This is a genomic window from Pseudomonas sp. TH32 (assembly GCF_016650855.1).
Classification (GTDB): domain Bacteria; phylum Pseudomonadota; class Gammaproteobacteria; order Pseudomonadales; family Pseudomonadaceae; genus Aquipseudomonas.
The window spans coordinates 4,848,449-4,868,918 of the sequence record NZ_JAEKFA010000002.1; the positions used below are offsets into that span (position 1 = coordinate 4,848,449).

18 protein-coding genes are annotated in these 20,470 nt (G+C 62.4%); 3 read left to right on the forward strand and 15 right to left on the reverse strand.

Translation table 11 applies throughout. The features are described 5' to 3' along the window. The first annotated feature begins 245 nt into the window (after positions 1-245). Positions 246-890 carry a cAMP-activated global transcriptional regulator CRP gene (crp, locus tag JFV30_RS25970; RefSeq protein WP_010167230.1) on the forward strand — a complete coding sequence of 215 codons (645 nt, stop codon included), beginning with the start codon at positions 246-248 and terminating at the stop codon, positions 888-890. Here crp and JFV30_RS25975 read toward each other — a convergent pair. From JFV30_RS25975 to JFV30_RS25990, 4 genes are read right to left on the reverse strand one after another with little or no spacing between them, the layout of a single operon-like run. Continuing rightward, positions 887-1,582 (reverse strand): lipoate--protein ligase family protein, encoded by a 696-nt coding sequence (locus JFV30_RS25975; RefSeq protein WP_201125497.1) that lies wholly within the window; start codon positions 1,580-1,582, stop codon positions 887-889. The genes crp and JFV30_RS25975 overlap by 4 nt on opposite strands. A gap of 2 nt (positions 1,583-1,584) precedes the next feature. After that, positions 1,585-2,421 carry an indole-3-glycerol phosphate synthase TrpC gene (gene trpC, locus JFV30_RS25980; protein ID WP_201125498.1) on the reverse strand — a complete coding sequence of 279 codons (837 nt, stop codon included), beginning with the start codon at positions 2,419-2,421 and terminating at the stop codon, positions 1,585-1,587. After that, positions 2,418-3,467 carry an anthranilate phosphoribosyltransferase gene (gene trpD, locus JFV30_RS25985; protein WP_201125499.1) on the reverse strand — a complete coding sequence of 350 codons (1,050 nt, stop codon included), beginning with the start codon at positions 3,465-3,467 and terminating at the stop codon, positions 2,418-2,420. The genes trpC and trpD overlap by 4 nt, the downstream gene beginning before the upstream one ends. A 9-nt stretch (positions 3,468-3,476) precedes the next feature. Further along, on the reverse strand, positions 3,477-4,070 hold the full coding sequence (locus JFV30_RS25990; protein ID WP_010167237.1) for an aminodeoxychorismate/anthranilate synthase component II: 594 nt from the start codon (positions 4,068-4,070) through the stop codon (positions 3,477-3,479). Positions 4,071-4,481: 411 nt separating this feature from the next. On the opposite strand from JFV30_RS25990, the gene estP reads away from it, so the two are divergent. Continuing rightward, positions 4,482-6,404, forward strand: a complete 1,923-nt coding sequence (estP, locus tag JFV30_RS25995) for an esterase EstP (RefSeq protein WP_201125500.1) — start codon at positions 4,482-4,484, stop codon at positions 6,402-6,404. Between the two features lie 138 nt (positions 6,405-6,542). Here the strand turns inward: estP and trpE are convergent, their stop codons facing one another. The 10 genes from trpE to JFV30_RS26045 form a co-directional block, all read right to left on the reverse strand. Next, the gene (gene trpE, locus JFV30_RS26000) at positions 6,543-8,024 is read right to left on the reverse strand and encodes an anthranilate synthase component I (protein WP_010167244.1); all 1,482 of its coding nucleotides are present in this window, start codon (positions 8,022-8,024) and stop codon (positions 6,543-6,545) included. Between the two features lie 68 nt (positions 8,025-8,092). Next, the gene (locus JFV30_RS26005; RefSeq protein WP_010167246.1) at positions 8,093-8,911 is read right to left on the reverse strand and encodes a phosphoglycolate phosphatase; all 819 of its coding nucleotides are present in this window, start codon (positions 8,909-8,911) and stop codon (positions 8,093-8,095) included. Continuing rightward, positions 8,908-9,582, reverse strand: coding sequence for a ribulose-phosphate 3-epimerase (gene rpe, locus JFV30_RS26010; protein ID WP_201125501.1), 675 nt, complete (start codon positions 9,580-9,582; stop codon positions 8,908-8,910). Before rpe ends, JFV30_RS26005 begins: the two co-directional genes overlap by 4 nt. Positions 9,583-9,666: 84 nt before the next feature. After that, positions 9,667-10,815, reverse strand: a complete 1,149-nt coding sequence (locus JFV30_RS26015; RefSeq protein ID WP_201125502.1) for an iron-containing alcohol dehydrogenase — start codon at positions 10,813-10,815, stop codon at positions 9,667-9,669. 81 nt (positions 10,816-10,896) lie between these two features. Next, the gene (locus tag JFV30_RS26020) at positions 10,897-11,724 is read right to left on the reverse strand and encodes an ABC transporter permease (protein WP_201125503.1); all 828 of its coding nucleotides are present in this window, start codon (positions 11,722-11,724) and stop codon (positions 10,897-10,899) included. A 13-nt stretch (positions 11,725-11,737) separates the two neighbouring features. Further along, on the reverse strand, positions 11,738-12,970 hold the full coding sequence (locus tag JFV30_RS26025) for an ABC transporter permease (protein WP_010167250.1): 1,233 nt from the start codon (positions 12,968-12,970) through the stop codon (positions 11,738-11,740). 108 nt (positions 12,971-13,078) lie between these two features. Continuing rightward, positions 13,079-14,119: an ABC transporter substrate-binding protein gene (locus JFV30_RS26030; RefSeq protein ID WP_201125504.1), complete on the reverse strand. Its 1,041-nt coding sequence runs from the start codon at positions 14,117-14,119 to the stop codon at positions 13,079-13,081. Positions 14,120-14,162: 43 nt separating this feature from the next. Next, a complete protein-coding gene (locus JFV30_RS26035) occupies positions 14,163-15,275 on the reverse strand; it encodes an ABC transporter ATP-binding protein (RefSeq protein ID WP_010167252.1) in 1,113 nt (370 codons plus the stop codon). A gap of 214 nt (positions 15,276-15,489) precedes the next feature. Continuing rightward, positions 15,490-16,119, reverse strand: coding sequence for a response regulator (locus JFV30_RS26040; RefSeq protein ID WP_003210977.1), 630 nt, complete (start codon positions 16,117-16,119; stop codon positions 15,490-15,492). 25 nt (positions 16,120-16,144) lie between these two features. Beyond that, positions 16,145-18,532, reverse strand: coding sequence for a PAS domain-containing sensor histidine kinase (locus tag JFV30_RS26045; protein ID WP_201125505.1), 2,388 nt, complete (start codon positions 18,530-18,532; stop codon positions 16,145-16,147). Between the two features lie 77 nt (positions 18,533-18,609). Here JFV30_RS26045 and JFV30_RS26050 point away from each other — a divergent pair, with 77 nt between their 5' ends. Continuing rightward, positions 18,610-19,584, forward strand: a complete 975-nt coding sequence (locus JFV30_RS26050; protein WP_010167262.1) for an alpha/beta hydrolase family protein — start codon at positions 18,610-18,612, stop codon at positions 19,582-19,584. A gap of 118 nt (positions 19,585-19,702) precedes the next feature. On the opposite strand, the gene JFV30_RS26055 is transcribed toward JFV30_RS26050, so the two are convergent. Then, positions 19,703-20,470, reverse strand: coding sequence for a TerB family tellurite resistance protein (locus tag JFV30_RS26055; RefSeq protein ID WP_201125506.1), 768 nt, complete (start codon positions 20,468-20,470; stop codon positions 19,703-19,705).

Here is a 20,470-nt window from a genome sequence, read left to right on the forward strand (position 1 = left end):
AGACTCCACTGCTAAAAAAGGGTCGCCAGCTTAGCACAGGGCTTTGGGCCGGCAGCGTTTCCCATGAAAGCGATCAACAGCAGCGTTTGCTGGGTAAATTCCCTAATGGAGTCAGAATGTGTCTGTTAAGCTGGCGCCAAATCAATGGCGCATTGCCATCCACCGGATGATGTAGCTTAACCGTTGATCGCGCTGGACAAAAAAACAAGCTCAACAACACCGTGCAGTCTTTTCGGGATACAACCATGGTTGCTATTACTCCCACACCCAAAATCAAGAACCTCGACAAACTGCTGATGCATTGTCAGCGCCGGCGTCATCCGGCCAAGCACAACATCATCTGCGCGGGCGAGCGCTCGGAATCCCTGTTCTTCATTATCAAAGGCTCGGTCACCATCCTGATCGAGGACGACGATGGTCGCGAAATGATCATCGCCTACCTCAATACCGGTGATTTCTTCGGTGAACTCGGGCTATTCGAACAAGCCGGCAAGGAACAGCAGCGCAGCGCATGGGTGCGGGCCAAGGTCGAATGCGAAGTCGCCGAGATCAGCTATGCGAAATTTCGCGAACTGGCCCAGCAGGATCCCGACATTCTGTACGCCCTGAGCGGCCAGATCGCCCAGCGCCTGCGAGACACCACGCGTAAAGTCGGCGACCTGGCGTTCTTCGACGTCACCGGCCGGGTTGCCCGCTGCCTGCTGGAACTGTGCAAGCAACCAGACGCCATGACCCATCCCGACGGCATGCAGATCAAGATCACCCGCCAGGAGATTGGCCGTATCGTGGGTTGCTCAAGGGAAATGGTAGGCCGTGTGCTCAAGGACCTGGAGGAACGCAACCTGGTCCATGTCAAAGGCAAGACCATGGTGGTGTACGGCACCCGTTAATCCGGCAGGAAACTCGCGAGCATCTGGCGGTATAACGTGTCGAGCCGGGCGATCGCGTCTGGCGCAGCAAAGGCCTCGTGCAGGGCGATGTGGCTTTCGGCACGCACCCGTTGTTCCAGGCCGCAGGCTTGATTGAAGCGATTGACCGCCGCGATCAACTCGACGCGATCGTCATCCAGCAGCAATGCACCATGCACCAAGCCCACCGGACGCCCGCCACTCTGGCGCCAGCGCTGGGCGGTACCGACCATTTTGCGGCCATCAAGGTTGACGTTGTAGCGACCGTCGCAAAACGCACCGTCGATCTCACCCACCGACGCATTGCCGCCCAGTTCGACAAGCAGGTCGCAAATCGGCTGGCACAAACGCTGGTAGCCGGTTTCGATGCGGCCCTGGTCACCTTCACTGCGCGGCGGCGCGTAGACCAGCGCGATATTGACCGTGGCGGCCGATTGCGGGACGGGCTCACCGCCCGTTTCCCGCAACAGCACTGGCCAACCGGCGTCAGCCGAGACCTGACTGGCGGTTTCGAATGCCGGAAGCCGGCTCAGACGACGAGGCATCACCAGCGCTTGGTCACTCGGCTGCCAGAACAGCAGGCCGAAGGGTTGCTCACCCGCGCAGACGGCGGCGAGCAAATCCTGCTCGGCCTTAAGGCCTGCCTCCACCGTCATCGCCACCGGCTGGGTCATCATCAATCCAGGGTCGAGCCACTGACGGCAACGCCACGCTCCGGGAAGAACAGGCGCTGCAACTCGGCCCCCGGGTTCTCGGCACGCATGAAGGTTTCGCCCACCAGGAACGAGTACACGCCGCTGATCTCCATCAGCTCAACATCGGCGCGATTGACGATGCCGCTTTCGGTAATCACCAGCCGGTCACGCGGAATACGCGGCAACAGGTCGAGGGTGTTTTCCAGGCTGACTTCAAAGGTGTGCAGGTTGCGGTTATTGACACCCACCAACGGTGTGTCGAGGGTTTTCAGTGCGCGCTCCAGCTCATCACCGTCGTGCACTTCCACCAGCACATCGAGGCCGACGCTTTTGGCCACGGCAGCCAGTTCGGCCATCTTCACGTCGTCCAGTGCGGAGACGATCAGCAGCACGCAATCGGCGCCCAGCGCACGGGCTTCGACGATCTGGTACGGGTCAACCATGAAATCCTTGCGGATCACCGGCAGCGAGCACGCGGCACGCGCTTGCTGCAGGTACAGGTCGCAACCCTGGAAGTAGTCGATATCGGTCAACACCGAGAGGCATGTCGCGCCGCCCTTCTCATAGCTCTTGGCAATGTCTTCAGGGACGAAGATCTCGCGAATCACGCCCTTGCTCGGCGAAGCCTTTTTGATTTCAGCGATGACGGCCGGCTGCTTGTCCTTGGCCTGCTTGATCAGCGCATTGGCAAACCCGCGCGGAGCATCGGCGCTTTTAGCCAGGCCTTCCAGCTCGGCCAGGCTGACCCGGGCACGGCGCTCGGCGACTTCTTCTGCCTTGCGGGCCAGGATTTTTTCCAGAACGGTCGGAACACTCATCCTTCATTCTCCACTTTGAACACCGCAGTAAACGCACCCAGTTCTTCGAGCTTTTCGCGCGCCAGCCCGGTGTGCAATGCATCATGAGCGAGGGCAACACCCTCTTTGAGACTGTAGGCGTGATCCGCGGCATACAGTGCCGCACCGGCATTGAGCACGATCATTTCTGCGGCTTTCTGGCCGTTTTCGGTCTTGCGACGCCCCAGGGCATCGCGAATCAATTCAAGGGAGGCCGCCGGGCTTTCCACCGCCAGGCCGTGCAGGCTCTGGCTTCTCATGCCGAGGTCTTCAGGTTCGACCCAATACTCGGTGACTTCATCGTTCTTCAGCTCCGCCACGAAGGTCGGTGCTGCCAGGCTGAACTCGTCCAGGCCGTCTTTGGAATGCACCACCAGCACATGCTTGCTGCCCAGGCGTTGCAACACTTCGGCCAATGGCCGGCACAACGCCTGGCTGAACACGCCCACCACCTGATGTTTCACGCCGGCCGGATTCGTAAGCGGGCCAAGCATGTTGAACAGGGTGCGCAAGCCCAACTCTTTGCGCGGGCCGGCGGCGTGTTTCATCGCGCCATGATGGGACTGGGCAAACATGAAGCCGATGCCGACGTTATCAATGCAGCGCGCCACTTGTACCGGGGTCAGGTTCAGGTAGATACCTGCCGCTTCCAGCAAGTCGGCACTGCCGCTTTTGCCCGAGACCGCACGGTTACCGTGTTTGGCCACGGTGCAGCCGGCAGCCGCCACCACAAAGGAAGAAGCCGTCGACACGTTGAAGATATTCGCGCCGTCGCCGCCGGTGCCGACCACGTCGACCACGCCGTCGAGGGTCTTGAGTTCGACCTTGTCCGCCAACTCACGCATCACCGACACGGCGCCGACGATTTCGTCGATGCTTTCGCTCTTCATGCGCATGGCCATCATGAACGCGCCAATCTGTGCGTCGGTGCATTGACCGGTCATGATCTCGCGCATCACATCGCTCATTTCAGCGGTGCTCAGGTCCAGGTGGCCGACGATACGGCTCAGGGCAGTCTTGATATCCATAAAAAGTCCTTAGCGCGTGCCGCCGCTCTGCTTGAGAAAGTTAGCGAACAGCTCGAAGCCCTGCTCGGTCAGAATCGATTCCGGGTGAAATTGCACCCCTTCAACGTTCAATGTCTTGTGACGCAGGCCCATGATTTCGTCGACGGAGCCGTCTTCCAGCTGGGTCCAGGCCGTCAGCTCAAGGCACTCGGGCAGGGTTTCACGCTTGACCACCAACGAGTGGTAACGGGTCACCGTCACCGGCAGGTTCAAGCCGTGGAATACGCCCTGGTCCTTGTGGAACACCGGGCTGGTCTTGCCGTGCATCACCTGGCGGGCGCGAACCACGTCGCCGCCGAACGCCTGGCCAATGGACTGGTGGCCCAGGCACACGCCCAGGATCGGCAGCTTGCCGGCGAAATACTGGATGGCTTCGAGGGAGATGCCGGCTTCGGTCGGCGTGCACGGGCCCGGGGAAACGACGATGCGTTCCGGGTTCAACGCGGCGATTTGCGCCACGGTCAGTTCGTCGTTGCGCACCACCTTGACCTCGGCGCCGAGCTCGCCCAGGTACTGCACAACGTTGTAGGTAAAGGAGTCGTAGTTATCAATCATCAGCAACATGTGGGCTAAAACCTCTTGAATTCACTGACTTCTAATGACGGCCTTCCAAGGGAGTGACCCGCTGCCAGACGCACGTTCCGGTTGCCGGGGTTGGCCGGCAAGGGGCGTCGAACAGAGGGTGAAGAAGGCAAATCGGTACAGGTCCGGCGTGGCCGGTAGAGAAAAGTTAGGCGCGCCAACGCCAACGGGCGTGTGCCTTGACTACTCGCATCAAGAGTTTGCTGATGATCAACACGGGGAGGGTCTCATTCATACGTCCAAGCACAGTAACGTAGCCTCGCCAGCGGTGCAATATGGAGCCGCAAATACGGGGAAAACTGCCCGACCGATAATTGGCGTCAATTTTTCAGAACCCTTGCGAGGTCGCTACAGTCATAGTGCAGACAAAAAAATAAAAGCATGGACGGACTCATGACCAAAAAGCCCTACTTCGCCCCACTCGTCGGCTGCCTGTTAACCTTGGCCTGCTCCCAGGCGTTTGCCGCACCGTCACCCTACTCGACCATGATCGTGTTCGGCGACAGCCTGGCTGATGCCGGGACATTCGCCGACCCTGGCGCCCCCGGATCAACTTATCGCTTCACCAACCGCACCGGCCCGCAATACTTCGACGGCAGCGGCGAAAGCACGTCGCTGATTTCCTCGACGTTATTGGGCGGCAAGCTGGGGATTGCCCCGGGCGACCTGAATGCTTCCACCTCCCCGGAACGCGCTGCGCAGGGTCAGACAGACGGCAATAACTGGGCGGTCGGCGGCTACACTACTCAGCAGATCTACGATGCCATCACCGGTAACTCCACCGTCACCGATAGCGACACCGGGCAAGTGTTGCGTACACGCCCCGGATACCTGGCATCAACGGGTGGCCGAGCCGACCCCAACGCGTTGTACTTTCTCTCCGGCGGCGGTAATGACTTCCTCGACGGCCTGGTCCTCAGCCCCGATCAGGCTTCGGCCGCAGCCGGGCGCCTGGCCAACAGCGCCCAGGCCCTGCAACAGGCAGGCGCCCGCTACGTGATGGTGTGGATGCTGCCGGACCTGGGCCTGACACCTGCGGTCAATGGCACGCCGCTTCAAGGCACCGTCAGCGCCTTGGCCGGGGTCTTCAACCAGACCCTGGTGCAGCGCCTGTCGCAGATCGATGCGCAAATTATCCCGCTGAACATTCCGTTGCTGCTCAAGGAAACCTTTGCCGACCCCGGGCGCTTTGGCTTTGCTACCGACCAGAACCTCAACCAGACCTGCTTCAGCGGCACCACCTGCAGGAATCCGGTGTACGGCGTGGGCGGCACCAACCCGGACCCGACCAAGCTGATTTACAACGACACCGTCCACCCCACCGAAGCCGGCCAGGTATTGATCGCCGACTACGCCTATTCGTTGCTCGCCGCCCCCTGGGAAATCACCCTGCTGCCGGAAATGGCCCAAGGCACCTTGCGCGCCCATCAGGATGAACTGCGCAACCAATGGCAAGCCGACTCCGGCAACTGGCAGGCGGTGGGCCAATGGCGCGCGATTGTCGCCGCCGGCGGCCAGCACCTGGACTTCGATGATCAAAACAGCTCGGCCAGCGGGGACGGCAGCGGCTACAACCTGAACATCGGCGGCAGCTACCGGCTCAATGACGAGTGGCGCGTGGGTGTGGCAGCAGGCTTCTATCGCCAGAGCCTTGAAGCCGGCGCCAGCGATTCGGACTACAAGCTCAACAGTTATATGGGCACCGCGTTCGCCCAGTACCAGGAAGATCATTGGTGGGCCGACGCCGCGTTGACCGGTGGCAAGCTGGACTTCGACAACCTCAAGCGCAAGTTCGCCCTGGGCGTCAGCGAAGGCACCGAGAAAGGCGACACTGACGGCTGGCTATGGGCCTTGAGCGCACGGCTGGGCTACGACATCGCCGAACCGAACAGCGAATGGCACTTCTCGCCGTTCATCAGCGCCGACTATTCGCGGGTCGAGGTGAAGGGTTATTCAGAGAAAGACGTGCGGTCTACGGCGCTGACCTTTGATGACCAACAGCGTGACTCCAAGCGTTTGGGGATCGGCCTGCAAGCCAACTACCGCGTCACTCCGCAAACCCTGGTGTTCGGCGAAGTGGCCCACGAGCACGAGTTTGAAAACGATACGCAGCGGGTAGGCATGTCACTCAACAGCGTGCCGGGGATTGATTTCAAACTGGACGGTTACACGCCACGCAGCAATACGGATCGCTTGAACCTGGGGATTAGCCACAAGGTGACCAAGGACCTGGCGTTGAATGCGGCCTATAACGTGAGGAAGGATGACAACTTTACCCAGCAAGGGGTCAGCGTTGGAGTGAGCCTGGATTTCTGATCCGATCTTAAATCCCTCACAAAACAACTGTGGGAGCTGGCTTGAATGCGATGACGGTAGATCAGTCAACTAATCTGTCGACTGTCACACCGCCATCGCGGGCAAGCCCGGCTACCACATTTGGATCGAGATCAGCGGTTAGCCCTGCGGCGTTTGCTCGGCCAGCGCCACCGCCCGGAACATCGCCCGGCGCTTGTTCAGCGTTTCTTCCCATTCCAGGGCCGGCACCGAGTCGGCCACAATCCCGCCGCCCGCCTGCACGTGCAGCTCGCCGTCCTTGATCACCGCCGTACGGATCGCGATCGCGGTGTCCATATTGCCGTTCCAGGCGAAATACCCCACCGCACCGCCATACACACCACGCTTGACCGGTTCCAGTTCGTCGATGATTTCCATCGCGCGAATCTTCGGTGCGCCCGACAAGGTGCCCGCCGGCAGGATCGCCCGCAGTGCATCCATCGCGGTCAACCCGGCCTTCAGCTCGCCGGTGACGTTGGACACGATGTGCATCACGTTGGAGTAACGCTCGATCACCATCTTCTCGGTGAGCTTCACCGAACCGATTTCCGAGACACGCCCGGTGTCGTTGCGGCCCAGGTCGATGAGCATCAAGTGCTCGGCGATTTCCTTGTCGTCGCTCAACAGGTCCTGCTCCAGCGCCAGGTCAGCCTCTTCGGTCGCACCGCGAGGACGCGTACCGGCAATCGGGCGCACGGTGATCAGGTTGTCTTCGACCCGCACCAGCACTTCCGGCGAACTGCCCACTACGTGGAAGTCGCCAAAGTTGAAGAAGTACATGTACGGCGTCGGGTTGAAGCAGCGCAGCGCCCGGTACAAATCAATCGGCGCGGCCTTGAAGTCGATGGACATGCGTTGCGACGGCACCACCTGCATGCAGTCACCGGCAAGGATGTATTCCTTGATGGTATCGACCGCACGCTCGTAGTCATCCTGGGTAAAGCTGGAGCGGAACACCGGGTCCGCCGCCGGCGGACGGCTGAGGTCCAGGCCACGGCGCGGGGTGATCGGCTGGCGCAGCTTCTCCAGCAGCGCTTCGAGGCTGGCCTGGCCTTGCTCGAAGGCATCGGCCTGGGAAGGATCCGCCAACACAATCGCGTGCATCTTGCCGGCAAGGTTGTCGAACACCACCACCGCGTCGGAGACCATCAACAGAATGTCCGGCACGCCCAACGGATCGGGGTTCGGGCATTTGCCCAGGCGTTTTTCCACGTAGCGCACGCAGTCGTAGCCGAAGTAACCCACCAGGCCGCCGTTGAAACGCGGCAGGCCGGCGATGGTCGGCACGTTGTAGCGCGCCTTGAAATCTTCGACGAAGGCCAGCGGGTCTTCCACGTCGTGGCTTTCGATCTCGACGCCATCCAGGGTGATGCTCACATGGTGATCATGTACACGCAGCACCGTGCGGCACGGCAGGCCGATGATCGAATAACGGCCCCATTTCTCGCCGCCCTGCACCGACTCCAGCAGATAGGAGTTGGGCTCATCGGCCAGCTTCAGGTAGATCGACAGCGGGGTGTCGAAGTCGGCCAGGGTTTCGCAGGCCATGGGGATACGGTTGTAGCCGGCAGCGGCCAAACGCAGGAATTCTTCGCGGATCATGAGGTGCCTCGTGGCGTGAGGGTCTAACGGTCAGGTGTGCAAACGTGCCGCAGCGCGGCCAGGATCAGTCAGGCGCGCCAACGCCAGCGGGCCAGGGCCTTGATGACTTTCATCCAGAGTTTGCGAGTGACCACCACGATGGGATTTCCAGAAGGGGATGGAACAGCGTCGGGCAACGTTATCTCAGCGCCCGCTCCCAAGCAACCGGGGATTAACAGGCGCAGGTCATCAATCACCAGCGCCGGGGATTCTTCGGCGATCGGCCGGCCATGGTTGTAGCCATAACTCAAGGCCACGCACTTGACCCCCGCCGCCTTCGCCGCCAGCACATCGCTGCGCGAATCGCCGACAAACAGCGATTGGGAGGCCGGGATATTGGCCATTTTCATCACGAAGAACAGCGCCGCCGGGTCCGGCTTCTTCTGCGGCAAGGTATCGCCACCGATAATCCAGCGGAAATACCGGCCGATCTTCATCTGATCCAGCAGCGGTGCAACAAAGCGCTCCGGCTTGTTGGTGATCAGGGCCATTTCCACACCCTGTTTGTGCAGCCACTTCAGGGTGTCGCGCACGCCGGGATAGACCACGGTCAGCTCGTGGCCGTTTTCATACGCCACGTTGAACAGCTCAAGGGCATGCTCGGCCTCCACCTCATCGACACCCTCGGCGTCGATGTTGTTGGCCAGGGCCCGGCGCACCAGCATCTGCACACCGTTGCCAACCCACTCGCGCACCGACTCGACACCCGCCGGCTTGCGACCGAGCTTGAGCAGCATGGCGTCCACCGCAGCCGCCAGATCCGGCACGGAATCGATCAACGTACCGTCCAGATCGAACATCACCAGCCGTGGCAGTTTGCCGGGGAATAGCTGCTCAAAGCCGCTCATGGACGCGCCAGCGCCAGTTCTGCACGCATCTTGGCGATCACTTCCTGATAGTCCGGCGCGTTGAAGATCGCCGAGCCGGCCACAAAGGTGTCGGCGCCAGCGGCGGCGATTTCGCGGATGTTGTTGACGTTGACGCCACCGTCGATCTCCAGGCGGATATCCCGGCCCGACGCATCGATCAGCGCCCGCGCTTCACGCAGCTTGTTGAGGGTACCGGGGATGAACTTCTGCCCGCCAAAGCCCGGGTTGACGCTCATCAACAGGACCATGTCGACCTTGTCCATCACGTACTCAAGCACGTTCAGCGGGGTGGCCGGGTTGAACACCAGGCCGGCCTTGCAACCGCCCTCGCGGATCAACTGCAGGGTGCGGTCCACGTGCAGCGTGGCTTCCGGGTGGAAGGTGATGTAGGTCGCGCCGGCTTCGATGAAGTCGCCAATGATGCGGTCCACCGGGCTCACCATCAAATGGGCGTCGATAGGCGCAGTCACGCCGTATTTACGCAGGGCGGCGCAGACCATCGGACCAATGGTCAGGTTCGGCACATAGTGGTTGTCCATGACATCGAAGTGAACGAAGTCGGCACCGGCGGCCAACACGTTGTCCACTTCCTCGCCCAGGCGGGCGAAGTCGGCGGAGAGAATCGATGGAGCAATGACGAAGGGCTGCATGACGCACCTTTTTTGAGCTAAATCACGATGGCGCGCATTGTATACCTCATGCTTTGCCGCGCGCACCGTGACCTCGCTCAATGGTTAGAACGCTGCCCGGTAGATTTTCTCGATATCCGCCGCGCTCAGCTTGCGCGGATTGTTGCGCATCAACCGCTCGATCCCCGCCGCTTCTACCGCCATGGCAGGGATCGCGTCCTCGGGCACACCGAAGCTGCGCAGGCCTGACGGGATCTCGACTGCGGCACACAGTCGCGTCATCGCATCGACCGCCCGGTCGGCGGCATCCACCGCACTCAGCCCCGTGACATTCACGCCCATGGCCTGGGCAATCTCCTGCATGCGCTCCACGCACGCCAGCTTGTTCCAGTGCATCACGTAGGGCAGCAGCAAGGCATTGCTCACGCCGTGGGCGATATTGAAGCGTCCGCCCAGCGGATACGCCAACGCATGCACCGCGCCCACGCCAGCATTGCCGAACGCCATGCCTGCCATCAGGCTGGCGGTGGCCATGTCGTCACGGGCCTGCAGGTTGGCGGGGTTGGCGTAGGCCTTGGGCAGCGTCTTGGCGATCAGCTTGATCGCGCCGATGGCCAGTGCGTCGGTAATCGGCGAAGCATTCAGCGACAGGTAGGACTCAACGGCATGCACCAGCGCGTCCACACCACTGGCGGCCGTGACACTGCGGGGGCAGGTCAGGGTCATTTGCGGGCTGATCAGGGCCACGTCCGGCAGCAGGTAATCGCTGACGATGCCTTTTTTCAGCTGCGCGACCTTGTCCGACAGAATCGCCACATTGGTCACCTCCGAACCGGTGCCGGCGGTGGTGGGAATCGCGATCAGCGGCGGACCTTTGCGCGGCACCTGGTCCACGCCGAACAGGTCGGCCAGGGCTCCGTGGTAACCGGCATAGGCCGCCACGCTCTTGGCGATGTCGATGGCACTGCCGCCGCCGACGCCGATCAGGCCGTCATGCCCACCTTCACGGTAAACGCGCATGCAATCTTCAACGATGGCGATTTCCGGGTCGGGCAGCACGCGGTCGAAAATCTCATAGGTCCGTTCGCCCAGGTGCTCCAGCGCCAGCCCCACGGTACCGGATTTGACCAGCGCCGCGTCGGTGACAATCAGCGGGTTGTCGACATCCAGCCGCGTCAGCTCGGCGGCCAGTTGCTCGATGGCACCTGGGCCGGTGAGCAGTTTGTGGGCGATCTTGAATGAGGAAGTACTCATGTGCGCGGCCTCTTATCAGTTATGGGCTGGCACAAGAGTAGCTTCAGATTGCAGGTTGTCAGCCATTCAGCAGCTGAATGGTTAGCCAACCTGGGCGGTGCGCAGTTTCTCGCTGCGCCCGCGCAGCCATTCCAGGGTCAGCAACAGCACCACCGAGAAGGCGATCAGCAAGGTCGCCGCCGCAGCAATGGTCGGGCTGAGGTTTTCGCGGATACCGCTGAACATCTGCCGGGGCAAGGTCGCCTGCTCGGGCCCGGCGAGGAACAGCGTCACCACCACCTCATCGAACGAGGTGGCAAAGGCAAACAGCGCACCGGAGATCACCCCCGGTGCAATCAGCGGCAAGGTCACCCGGCGAAACGCCGTCAGCGGGGACGCGCCCAGGCTGGCCGCCGCCCGCACCAGGTTATGGTTGAAGCCCTGCAAGGTTGCCGACACAGTGATGATCACAAACGGCACGCCCAACACCGCGTGCACCACGATCAGCGAGAAGAAGCTGTTGCCCAGGCCCAGCGGCGCGAAGAACAGGTAACTGGCCACGCCGATAATCACCACCGGCACCACCATCGGCGAAATCACCAGGGCCATTACCAGTGCCTTGCCGGGAAAATTCCCGCGCGTCAGGCCAATCGCCGCCAGCGTGCCGAACACCATTGCCAGCACCGTCGCCGCCGGGGCGACGATGATGCTGTTCTTCAGGGCGCGCATCCACTCCGCCGAACCGAAGAAGTCCTGGTACCAGTGCAACGAGAAACCTTGCAGTGGGTACACTATGAAACTTCCACTGTTGAACGACAGCGGAATGATCACCAGCACCGGCAAGATCAGGAACAACAGGATCAGGCCGCAGAGAATCCGCAAGCTGTAGAACCAGACCCGTTCCACGGGCGACATATAAGGGCTCAGCATCGCAACGGTCTCCTCAGCTCAGGCGCAGGCGGCTGGCGCCTACCAGCCAGTTGTAGATCAGGTACAGCACCACGGTAGCCAGCAGCAGCAAGCCGCCCAGGGCCGTGGCCATGCCCCAGTTGATGCTGGTGTTGGTGTAGAAGGCCACGAAGTAGCTGACCATCTGGTCGTTCGGGCTGCCCAGCAAGGCCGGGGTGATGTAGTAGCCGATCGCCAAGATGAACACCAACAGGCAGCCGGCGCCGACGCCCGCGTAGGTCTGCGGGAAGTACACGCGCCAGAAGCTGGCGAACGGGTGGCAGCCCAGGGAAATCGCCGCGCGCATATAGGTGGGCGAGATGCCTTTCATCACGCTGTAGATCGGCAGAATCATGAACGGCAGCAGGATGTGCACCATGGAGATGTAGACCCCCAGCCGGTTGAACACCAGCTCCACCGGTTTGTCGATCAGCCCCATGCCCATCAGCGCACTGTTGATCAAGCCGCCGGACTGCAGCAACACAATCCAGGCCGCCACCCGCACCAGCACCGACGTCCAGAACGGCAACAGCACCAGGATCATCAGCAGGTTGCTTTGCCGCGCCGGCAGGTTGGCCAGCAGGTAAGCCAGCGGGTAGGCCAGCAGCAGGCAGCACACGGTGATGACCAGGCCCATCCAGAAGGTACGGGCGAAGATGTCGAGGTAGATCGCCTGGTCCGGCGTGGCCGGGGCGATTTCGCCGAGGTCGTCGATGCGATGATCGACGGCGGCCAGCAAGTAATAAGGCGTGAGGCTGCTGGTGTTACGCCGGATCGCCTGCCAGTACGCCGGGTCGCCCCAGCGTTCGTCGAGGTTTTCCAGCGCTTCTTTATACGAGGCAGGCGCTTCGGTAAACGGCAGCGCCCGCGCGGTTTTCGTCAGCAGGCTGCGATAGCCCGCCAGTTCCATGTTCAAGCGCTTGGAAAGGTCGCCCAGGGTCGAGTTTTTCCGGGCTTCGCCCAGGTCTTCGCTGATGGCCTGGTACACCGGCTCGCCGGGCAGGCCACGACCGTCCCAGGCCGTCACCGCCACCACCGTGCGCGGCAGGCCGCCCACCACTTCCGGGTTGCCGACGCTTTTGTACAGCAGCGCCACAATCGGCACCAGGAACACCAGCAGCAAAAACACCACCAGCGGCGCGATCAAGGCCTGGGCCTTCCAGCGGTTGAGCCGCTCGGCACGCGCCAGGCGCTGTTTCAGGGTGGGGCTGGGAATGGCGATGGCCATGGCGAACTCCGGATCGTAAAAAAGAATGCAGACCTGTGAGGGCCCACACCTGTGGCGAGGGGGCTTGTCCCCTCGCCACAAAAAGCCCATTCACCCTGGGTGTGGTGGTTACTTGGCCGCCCACGCGTTAAAGCGCTGCTCCAGTTGCTCACCGTTATCCGCCCAGAAGCTCACGTCGATCTGCACCTGGTTGGCGATGTTTTCCGGGGTGGTCGGCATGTCCTTCAAGATGTCCTTCGCCAACAACGGTACCGCCTGGGTATTGGCCGGGCCGTAGGCGATGTTTTCCGAGTAGGTCTTCTGCTGCTGCGGCTGCACCGAGAAGGCGATGAATTTTTTCGTCGCGTCGGCACGGTCTTTCGCCAGGCCTTTTGGAATCGCCCAGGCGTCGAAGTCGTAGATCCCGCCGTTCCACACCACTTTCAGGTTGCTTTCCTTCTGCACGGCAGCGATCCGGCCGTTGTAGGCAGAACTCATCACGACGTCGCCAGAAGCGAGGTATTGCGGCGGTTGGGCGCCCGCTTCCCACCACTGGATGTACGGCTTGAGCTCATCGAGTTTCTTGAACGCACGGTCCTGGCCATCTTTGCCGGCCAGTACTTTGTACACATCCTTCGGTGCCACGCCGTCAGCCATCAAGGCGAATTCCAGGGTGTACTTGGCGCCCTTGCGCAGGCCGCGTTTGCCCGGGAATTTCTTGGTGTCCCAGAAATCTGCCCAGCCGCCTGGCGGTGCTTTCAGTTTGTCGGCGTTGTAGGCCAGCACGGTGGACCACACAAAGAAGCCCACGCCGCACGGCTGGATCGCGCCCTTCACATAGTCGCCCGGGTTGCCGAACAGTTTCGGGTCCAGGGGTTCGAACATGTCTTCGTCACAGCCACGGGAGAGCTCCGGCGACTCGACTTCCACCAGGTCCCAGGACACGCTCTTGGTGTCGACCATGGCCTTGACCTTGGCCATTTCACCGTTGTACTCGCCGGCGACGATCTTGCCGTTGCCCGCGCTTTCCCACGGGGCGTAGAAGGCCTTGACCTGCGCCGCCTTGTTCGCGCCACCGAAGGACACGACCGTCAAATCAGGGCCTGCCATGGCCTGTGTCGCGCCCATCAAGCTCAACGCCAGGGCCGAATATTTCAGGGATCTCAACATTGTTGTTCTCTCCACGTGCGAGGTTGGTGAAGCAAGGGGGCGATCAATTCGCCTCTAGAAGTGGGTCGAGTGCGCGAACGTGCTCGACTTGCCAGCCAATCGGTACCACGTCGCCGACCGCCAGGGCTGTGTCCAGCTCGGCGATCGGTTGTTTCACAAAAAAATCGGACTTGCCGCAGACTTCCAGGCGCACCCGCACGTGGTCGCCCAGGTAGATAAATTCGGCCACCCGCCCGGAGAAGCGGTTGACGCAGCTCTCGCTGGAGCCATTCAGGCTGACGCGCTCCGGGCGTACCGACAGGGTCACCGGGCCGCCGACCTGGCCGACGTTGACCGCCAGTGCCTCGACCTTCTCGCCGCGCGCCAGCTCGACCACGCAGCGGTCGCCGGTGTGGCTGTGCAGGCGGCCATTGAGGCGGTTGTTCTCACCGATGAAGTTGGCGACGAAGGTGTTTTTCGGTTCTTCGTACAGGGTGCGCGGCGCGGCAATTTGCTGGATCTCGCCCTGGTGAAATACCGCCACCCGGTCGGACATGGTCAGCGCTTCGCCCTGGTCGTGGGTCACGTACACCACCGTCACGCCGAGGCGTTGATGCAGGTGCTTGATCTCCATCTGCATGTGTTCGCGCAGTTGCTTGTCCAGGGCACCGAGGGGTTCGTCCATCAGCACCAGCTGAGGTTCAAATACCAACGCACGGGCCAGGGCCACACGCTGTTGCTGGCCGCCGGAGAGTTGCGCCGGGTAGCGCTGGGCGAAGGCATCGAGCTGCACCATGCTCAGCACGCGCTTGACCCGCTCGCTGATGTCGGTCTTGCTCAGGCCGCGCACCGAGAGCGGAAACGCCAGGTTCTCGGCGACGGTCATGTGCGGGAACAACGCATAGTTCTGGAACACCATGCCGATGTCGCGTTTGTGGGGCGGCACGTTGTTGATGGAGCGGCCGGCCAGCTGGATCTCGCCGGCGGTAGGGGTTTCAAAACCGGCGAGCATCATCAGGCTGGTGGTCTTGCCCGACCCGGACGGCCCGAGCAGGGTCAGGAACTCGCCCTTGCGAATCTCCAGGTTGAGGTCTTTGACGATCAGGTTCTCGCCGTCGTAGCTCTTTTGCACGCCACGAAAGCTGACCAGCACATCATTTGAATCCACCTCGCTCATACCCGCACCTTTTTGTTTTGGACTGCCATGGAACAAGCGTAGTCCTACCGCAAGGCCCCGCAAATCGGGGGCCCGGAGAGAATGGCATCAGCAATATGGAAGGTTTGGGGTAGGGATTGCCCTACACGGATGGCGGGGATGGGACAGTGCGACAGCCACAGGTCGCAGGAATGGGTTTGTTGTGCACGCGAGGTGGTCGCAAACAGGTATGCGCCTATAAAAGCTTATGCTCCATGGCGTACTTCACCAGTTCCGCCAGGGAGGTGATGTTGAGCTTTTGCATCAGGCGCGCCTTGTGGGTGCTGATGGTCTTGCTGCTCAACGCCAACTGCTGGGCGATGTCGTTGACGTTGGCGCCCTGGGCCAGGCGCTCGAATACCGAGAACTCGCGCTCCGACAGCAGCGAGTGCAATGGCCGGGAGTCGGTGAGGCCGACTTCGAAGACCATGCGGTCTGCCAGGTCCGGGTCGATGTACCGCCCACCCGCCGCGACCTTGCGGATTGCCGTCAACAGCAGCGCCGGGTCGCTGTCCTTGGTGGCATAACCGGCAGCGCCGACCTTCAGCGCGCGGGCGGCCATTTGCGCCTCGTCGTGCATCGACAGCACCAGGATCGCCGGTGGATTGTTCAGCGCACGAATCCGCGGGATGGCTTCCAGGCCGTTGACGCCCGGCATCGAGATGTCCAGCAACACCACCTCGCAGGGCACATGGCGCAGGGTTTCCAGCAACTGCTCGCCATTGCTCGCCTCGCCCACCACCAACAGGTCCTTGGCCAGGCCGATCAGTTGCTTGATGCCTTCGCGAACGATGGTGTGGTCTTCGGCTACCAGTACACGGATCACAGTGGATGTCCTCTTCTTTTGGTTATCAATCCAGCGGCACCGTCACGCTCAGGGTGGTGCCCTCGCCCACTTCGCTGTCCAGGCTCAGGTGACCGCCCATGATCAGCACCCGCTCGCGCATGCCCACCAGGCCAAACGACACCGGGCGCCCGGGCACCTGCACAAAACCTGCGCCATCGTCGCTGATGGTCAGCCGCAGGTGTGCACCCTCCACCACCAGTGTCAGCTCGACAGTATGCGCCTGGGCATGGCGCATCACATTGGTCAGCGCCTCCTGCAGGATGCGGAACAGGCCGATGGCCTTGGCGTCGCTCAGCACCGGCAGGTTGTCCGGCACCTGCACCAGGCAGGGAATCTGGGTGCGGGCCTCGAAACGCCGGGCCTGCCACTCGATCGCCGACGCAATCCCGGCATCCAGGATCGGCGGGCGCAAAGCAGTCGCCACATCGCGCACCAGCTGGAAGAGTTGGGCAATCAGGCGCTTCATGCTGTTCAGGCGCTCGTGCAGGCCGGGGTCCAGTTGCGCGTAGCTCAGCTCACACATCGAGGTTTCCAGCTTGAGCACGGTGAGCATCTGCCCCAGCTCATCGTGCACTTCCCGGGCGATGCGGGCCTTTTCTTCCTCGCGCACGGTTTCCAGGTGGGCAGACAATTCCCGCAGTTGCGCGCGGGAGGCATCCAGCTCCAGTTCGATGCGCTTGCTCTCGCTGATGTCCCAGACAATCCCGTCCCACACCACGGCGCCGTCTTCCAGGCGACGGGTCACGGCCTTGATGTCGGCCCAGCGCTGCTCGCCCAGGCGGGTCAGGATGCGGCCCTGCCAGGCCCAGTTGCTCTCGGTCTCGATGGCCTGGTCCTGGGTGCGGTGATAACTGGCGCGATCGTCGGGATGGACCAGGCTGCGAATGCCCATGGCCGGGTGGCTGAGCACCTCGGGGGCGTAACCCACCAGGCCCTCGCTGCCCTGGCTGATATAGGCGAACTCGATCGCTTCACTGCGCGGCAAGCGCTCCAGGCGAAACACCAGCCCCGGCACGTTGGCGGCGATCCCTTGCAGGCGCGCTTCACTTTCCTGCAAGGCCGCAAGGGCCCGGCGGCGCTCGGTGACGTCGTTGAGGTAGACCACCAAATACTCGCCTTCGGCAAAGCGCAGGAAACTCAGGGACACATCCGCTGGCAGCACACTGCCATCGGCGCGCAGGCAATTGGTCGCAAAACTCTGCGGCCCGTCTTCACTGGCCCGGGCGCGCTTCCACAAGTTGAGCCAGCGATCCATGGTCAGCGTCGGGTCGAACTCGATCAGCGGCCGCTCGATCAACGCGCCGGGGGCGTAGCCGAGCATGGTTTCTGCGGCCAGGTTGGCGTAGCGCACATGGCTGTCCCAATTGACCCACAGGATGCCGACGGTACTTTGGTCGATGGAGAACTGTGTCAGGCGCAAGGCTTCCGCACCGGCGGCGCGGGCGGCGCTTTCTTCCCGGGCGGCCAGCAGGTTGTGTTCCAGCCCGCGTTGCTGGCGGCGCTGCCAGAACACCACGGCCAGGCTGGCCAGTAACAAGAGCCCCAGCAACAGGGTGAGGTTTTGCCAGAAGCCGGGGGACTCGGTCACCCGCGGGTATTTGGGTTGCAGCCAGCGCGTGTGCAGTTGGTCGAGGTCTCTGGCGGGAATCGCACGCAAGGCGCTTTGCATGATGTCGGCCAGTTCCGGCCAGTCGCGTCGCGTTGCCACTCGCAGCAACTGCGGCAGGCCGATGTCGCCCACCACGGCGAGGCCGGCGAACTCGGTTTCGCCAGACAAACGGCTCAATTGCGCCTCGTCCACCACCGCGTACCGTGCTTGCTGGCTCACCAGCAGTTGCAGGGCCTGGCGCTCCATGGGCACGCCTTGCAGGTTTAGGCTCGGGTAGGTGCTGCGCAGGTAATCCGCCACGGCGCTGGGCATGCGCACGGCGACGCGGGACTGGTCATCGAGTTTCTCCAGGTCAACCGCCGTGCCGCCATCGCGAACCCCGACGATGTGCTGGGGCACACGCATATACGGGTCGGAGAACAACCACAGGCGCAGACCCGCCGGGGTTTGCAGCAGGCCGGGGGCGAGGTCGACCTCGCCGTCACGCACCGCCGCCTCCAGTTGCTCCTGATTAGGGAAGTTGCGCCAGGTCAGCTCGATATTCAGCGCCTTGGCCAGCCATTGCATCAGCTCGACGTTGGCCCCGGACAGCCGCTGCAAACGCCGATCGTATTGGGCATAAGGCGCCTGCAACACCAGGCCGACCCGCAGGTCCGGGTGCTGGCCCAGCCATTCACGCTGGCCGGCATCCAACTGCGCCTGGTGAGTGGCAGGCGCAGGCACCGCGCCCGCAATCAAGGGAAAGCATAAACAGCCGATAACCAGCAGGTAGCGAAAACCCATGATCCACGTCTCATCTCACTGACAAACACTGACCAACCCATTAGGCTGCCGGAATCACTTCTGGCCGGAAATCAACGATGCCACTTCTCCACCGCTCGGCACTGCCAGCATTGTGCCTGTCGCTGCTGTTTACCAGCGCCTTTTGTGTCGAGGCCGCCGACACTCCCGCTCCCGCCCCGGAAAAACCGGTGGCGCGCCAGCCTTTGCCGGAACGCAGCCAGGAAGAAGCCAACGCCCTGGAGCGACAAATCCCACAACAGGAGCAGCAACAGTTGCAGGCGGGCAGCGACTCCTTCCTCGCCCTGTGGAAGCCGGCCAACAGTGGCGAGCCTGAAGGCGTGGTGATTATCGTCCCGGGCAACGGCGAAAGTGCTGACTGGCCTCAAGCAATCGGCCCATTGCGCCAGAAACTGCCGGACGCCGCCTGGGGCACCCTGAGCTTGTCGCTGCCGGACCTGACCCTCGACACGCTGCCGCCACGGGTCATCGAATCGCCCAAAGCGGCGGTGGACACCAGCAGCAAAGACGCGAGCACCGTTGCCAAACCCGTGGAGCAAGCCGCCAGCGCTGAAGCCGAAGGCACCGACCCGGCCGTGGTTCCCGGCAGCGATGAACAAGACAAGACCGACGCCTCGCGAATCTTCGCGCGCATTGATGCCGCCCTCGCCTTCGCCCAGACCCAGAACGCCCGCAGCATTGTGCTGCTCGGCCACGGCACCGGCGCCTGGTGGGCAGCGCGTTACCTGAGCGAAAAACAACCGGCGCAGGTGCAGAAATTCGTCATGGTCGCCGCGCAGACGCCAGTGGGCCGTGAACCGGACCTGCAACAACTGGCACCCAAACTGAAGCTGGCGACGGCGGACCTGTTCTATCAGGACAGCGAGCAGGCGCGCAAAACCGCCCTGGAACGCTCCCAGGCCAGCAAGCGCTTGAAGAATGACAACTACAAGCAGGTGTCCCTGAAGGCCTTCCCCGATAACAGCGCGGCCGGACAAGAACAACTGTACCGGCGGGTACGCGGGTGGTTGAGCCCACAAGCCAGCGGGAGTTGAGCGCAGTTTTTGAAACGGATGAAGACCAACTGTGGGAGCTGGCTTGCCTGCGATGGCATCACCTCGGCGCATCAGTGAGACCGAGTTGCCCGCATCGCAGGCAAGCCCGCTCCCACCTTTAGCGAAAGTCCCGCCGTTCACGAATCAGCGCATAGGCGTTATGCAACTCCCGGGTACGTTCGGTCGCCTCGCGCACTTGGGCCGGGCTGGCGCCACTGCCGGCAATCTTGTCCGGGTGGTGCCGGCTGAGCAGGCGGCGGTACGCGCGCTTGATCACTGACGGCTCGGTGGTGGCGGTCACCCCCAGAATCCGCAGCGCTTCCTGATACGCCCCGCCGCGATTGGCCAATGGCTTGCGCTCGGGCTCGTAGTCAGCCGCCAGTGCCTGGATCTGCTGGACCGTCCACCCCAACCATTTGCCCCATTGTTCAATCAACTTGCGCTCGGCAGTACTGGCCTTGCCATCGGCCCAGGCCATGCGCCAACAGGCGCGCAGCACGCCTTCCGCTGCATGGGGCTGGGCCTTGAGCACGCCCAAATAGCTGCGCACCCGGTCCGAGCCCGACTTGCCACGATTGAACGCGGCAATGGCGCGGCGTTGTGCCGGCTCGGCCATGTCCAGCGAGCGCATTTCCTGGCGCGCCTGCTGGATATGCCCGTCCACCACCCGGCCATTGCTCTTGGCCAGGCGGCCAAGCAACACGAACAGTAATTCATCGTTACGCAGCGCCGGCCGACCGCCGAGGCGCTCGCGCAATTGCGCCCAGCTTTGCAGCTCCAGGCGCCGGTCCAGCGCCTGGCCCAGCAGTGCGCCCAACATGGCCCCCGGAATGCTGGCGATGGCAAAGCCCGCCCCGGCTCCAATCAGAGTCCCTGGCCACAACAT

Coding starts and splice junctions, on each gene's coding strand:
- trpD (WP_201125499.1), bottom strand. CDS start 3,467: ATGGATATCAAGACTGCCCTGAGCCGTATCGTCGGCCACCTGGACCTG.
- JFV30_RS26015 (WP_201125502.1), bottom strand. CDS start 10,815: ATGAGTACTTCCTCATTCAAGATCGCCCACAAACTGCTCACCGGCCCA.
- rpe (WP_201125501.1), bottom strand. CDS start 9,582: ATGCAGCCCTTCGTCATTGCTCCATCGATTCTCTCCGCCGACTTCGCC.
- JFV30_RS26055 (WP_201125506.1), bottom strand. CDS start 20,470: ATGTTGTGGCCAGGGACTCTGATTGGAGCCGGGGCGGGCTTTGCCATC.
- JFV30_RS25990 (WP_010167237.1), bottom strand. CDS start 4,070: ATGTTGCTGATGATTGATAACTACGACTCCTTTACCTACAACGTTGTG.
- JFV30_RS25975 (WP_201125497.1), bottom strand. CDS start 1,582: ATGACCCAGCCGGTGGCGATGACGGTGGAGGCAGGCCTTAAGGCCGAG.
- JFV30_RS26020 (WP_201125503.1), bottom strand. CDS start 11,724: ATGCTGAGCCCTTATATGTCGCCCGTGGAACGGGTCTGGTTCTACAGC.
- JFV30_RS26035 (WP_010167252.1), bottom strand. CDS start 15,275: ATGAGCGAGGTGGATTCAAATGATGTGCTGGTCAGCTTTCGTGGCGTG.
- crp (WP_010167230.1), top strand. CDS start 246: ATGGTTGCTATTACTCCCACACCCAAAATCAAGAACCTCGACAAACTG.
- JFV30_RS26025 (WP_010167250.1), bottom strand. CDS start 12,970: ATGGCCATCGCCATTCCCAGCCCCACCCTGAAACAGCGCCTGGCGCGT.
- trpE (WP_010167244.1), bottom strand. CDS start 8,024: ATGATCCGCGAAGAATTCCTGCGTTTGGCCGCTGCCGGCTACAACCGT.
- estP (WP_201125500.1), top strand. CDS start 4,482: ATGACCAAAAAGCCCTACTTCGCCCCACTCGTCGGCTGCCTGTTAACC.
- JFV30_RS26030 (WP_201125504.1), bottom strand. CDS start 14,119: ATGTTGAGATCCCTGAAATATTCGGCCCTGGCGTTGAGCTTGATGGGC.
- JFV30_RS26050 (WP_010167262.1), top strand. CDS start 18,610: ATGCCACTTCTCCACCGCTCGGCACTGCCAGCATTGTGCCTGTCGCTG.
- JFV30_RS26045 (WP_201125505.1), bottom strand. CDS start 18,532: ATGGGTTTTCGCTACCTGCTGGTTATCGGCTGTTTATGCTTTCCCTTG.
- JFV30_RS26005 (WP_010167246.1), bottom strand. CDS start 8,911: ATGAGCGGCTTTGAGCAGCTATTCCCCGGCAAACTGCCACGGCTGGTG.
- trpC (WP_201125498.1), bottom strand. CDS start 2,421: ATGAGTGTTCCGACCGTTCTGGAAAAAATCCTGGCCCGCAAGGCAGAA.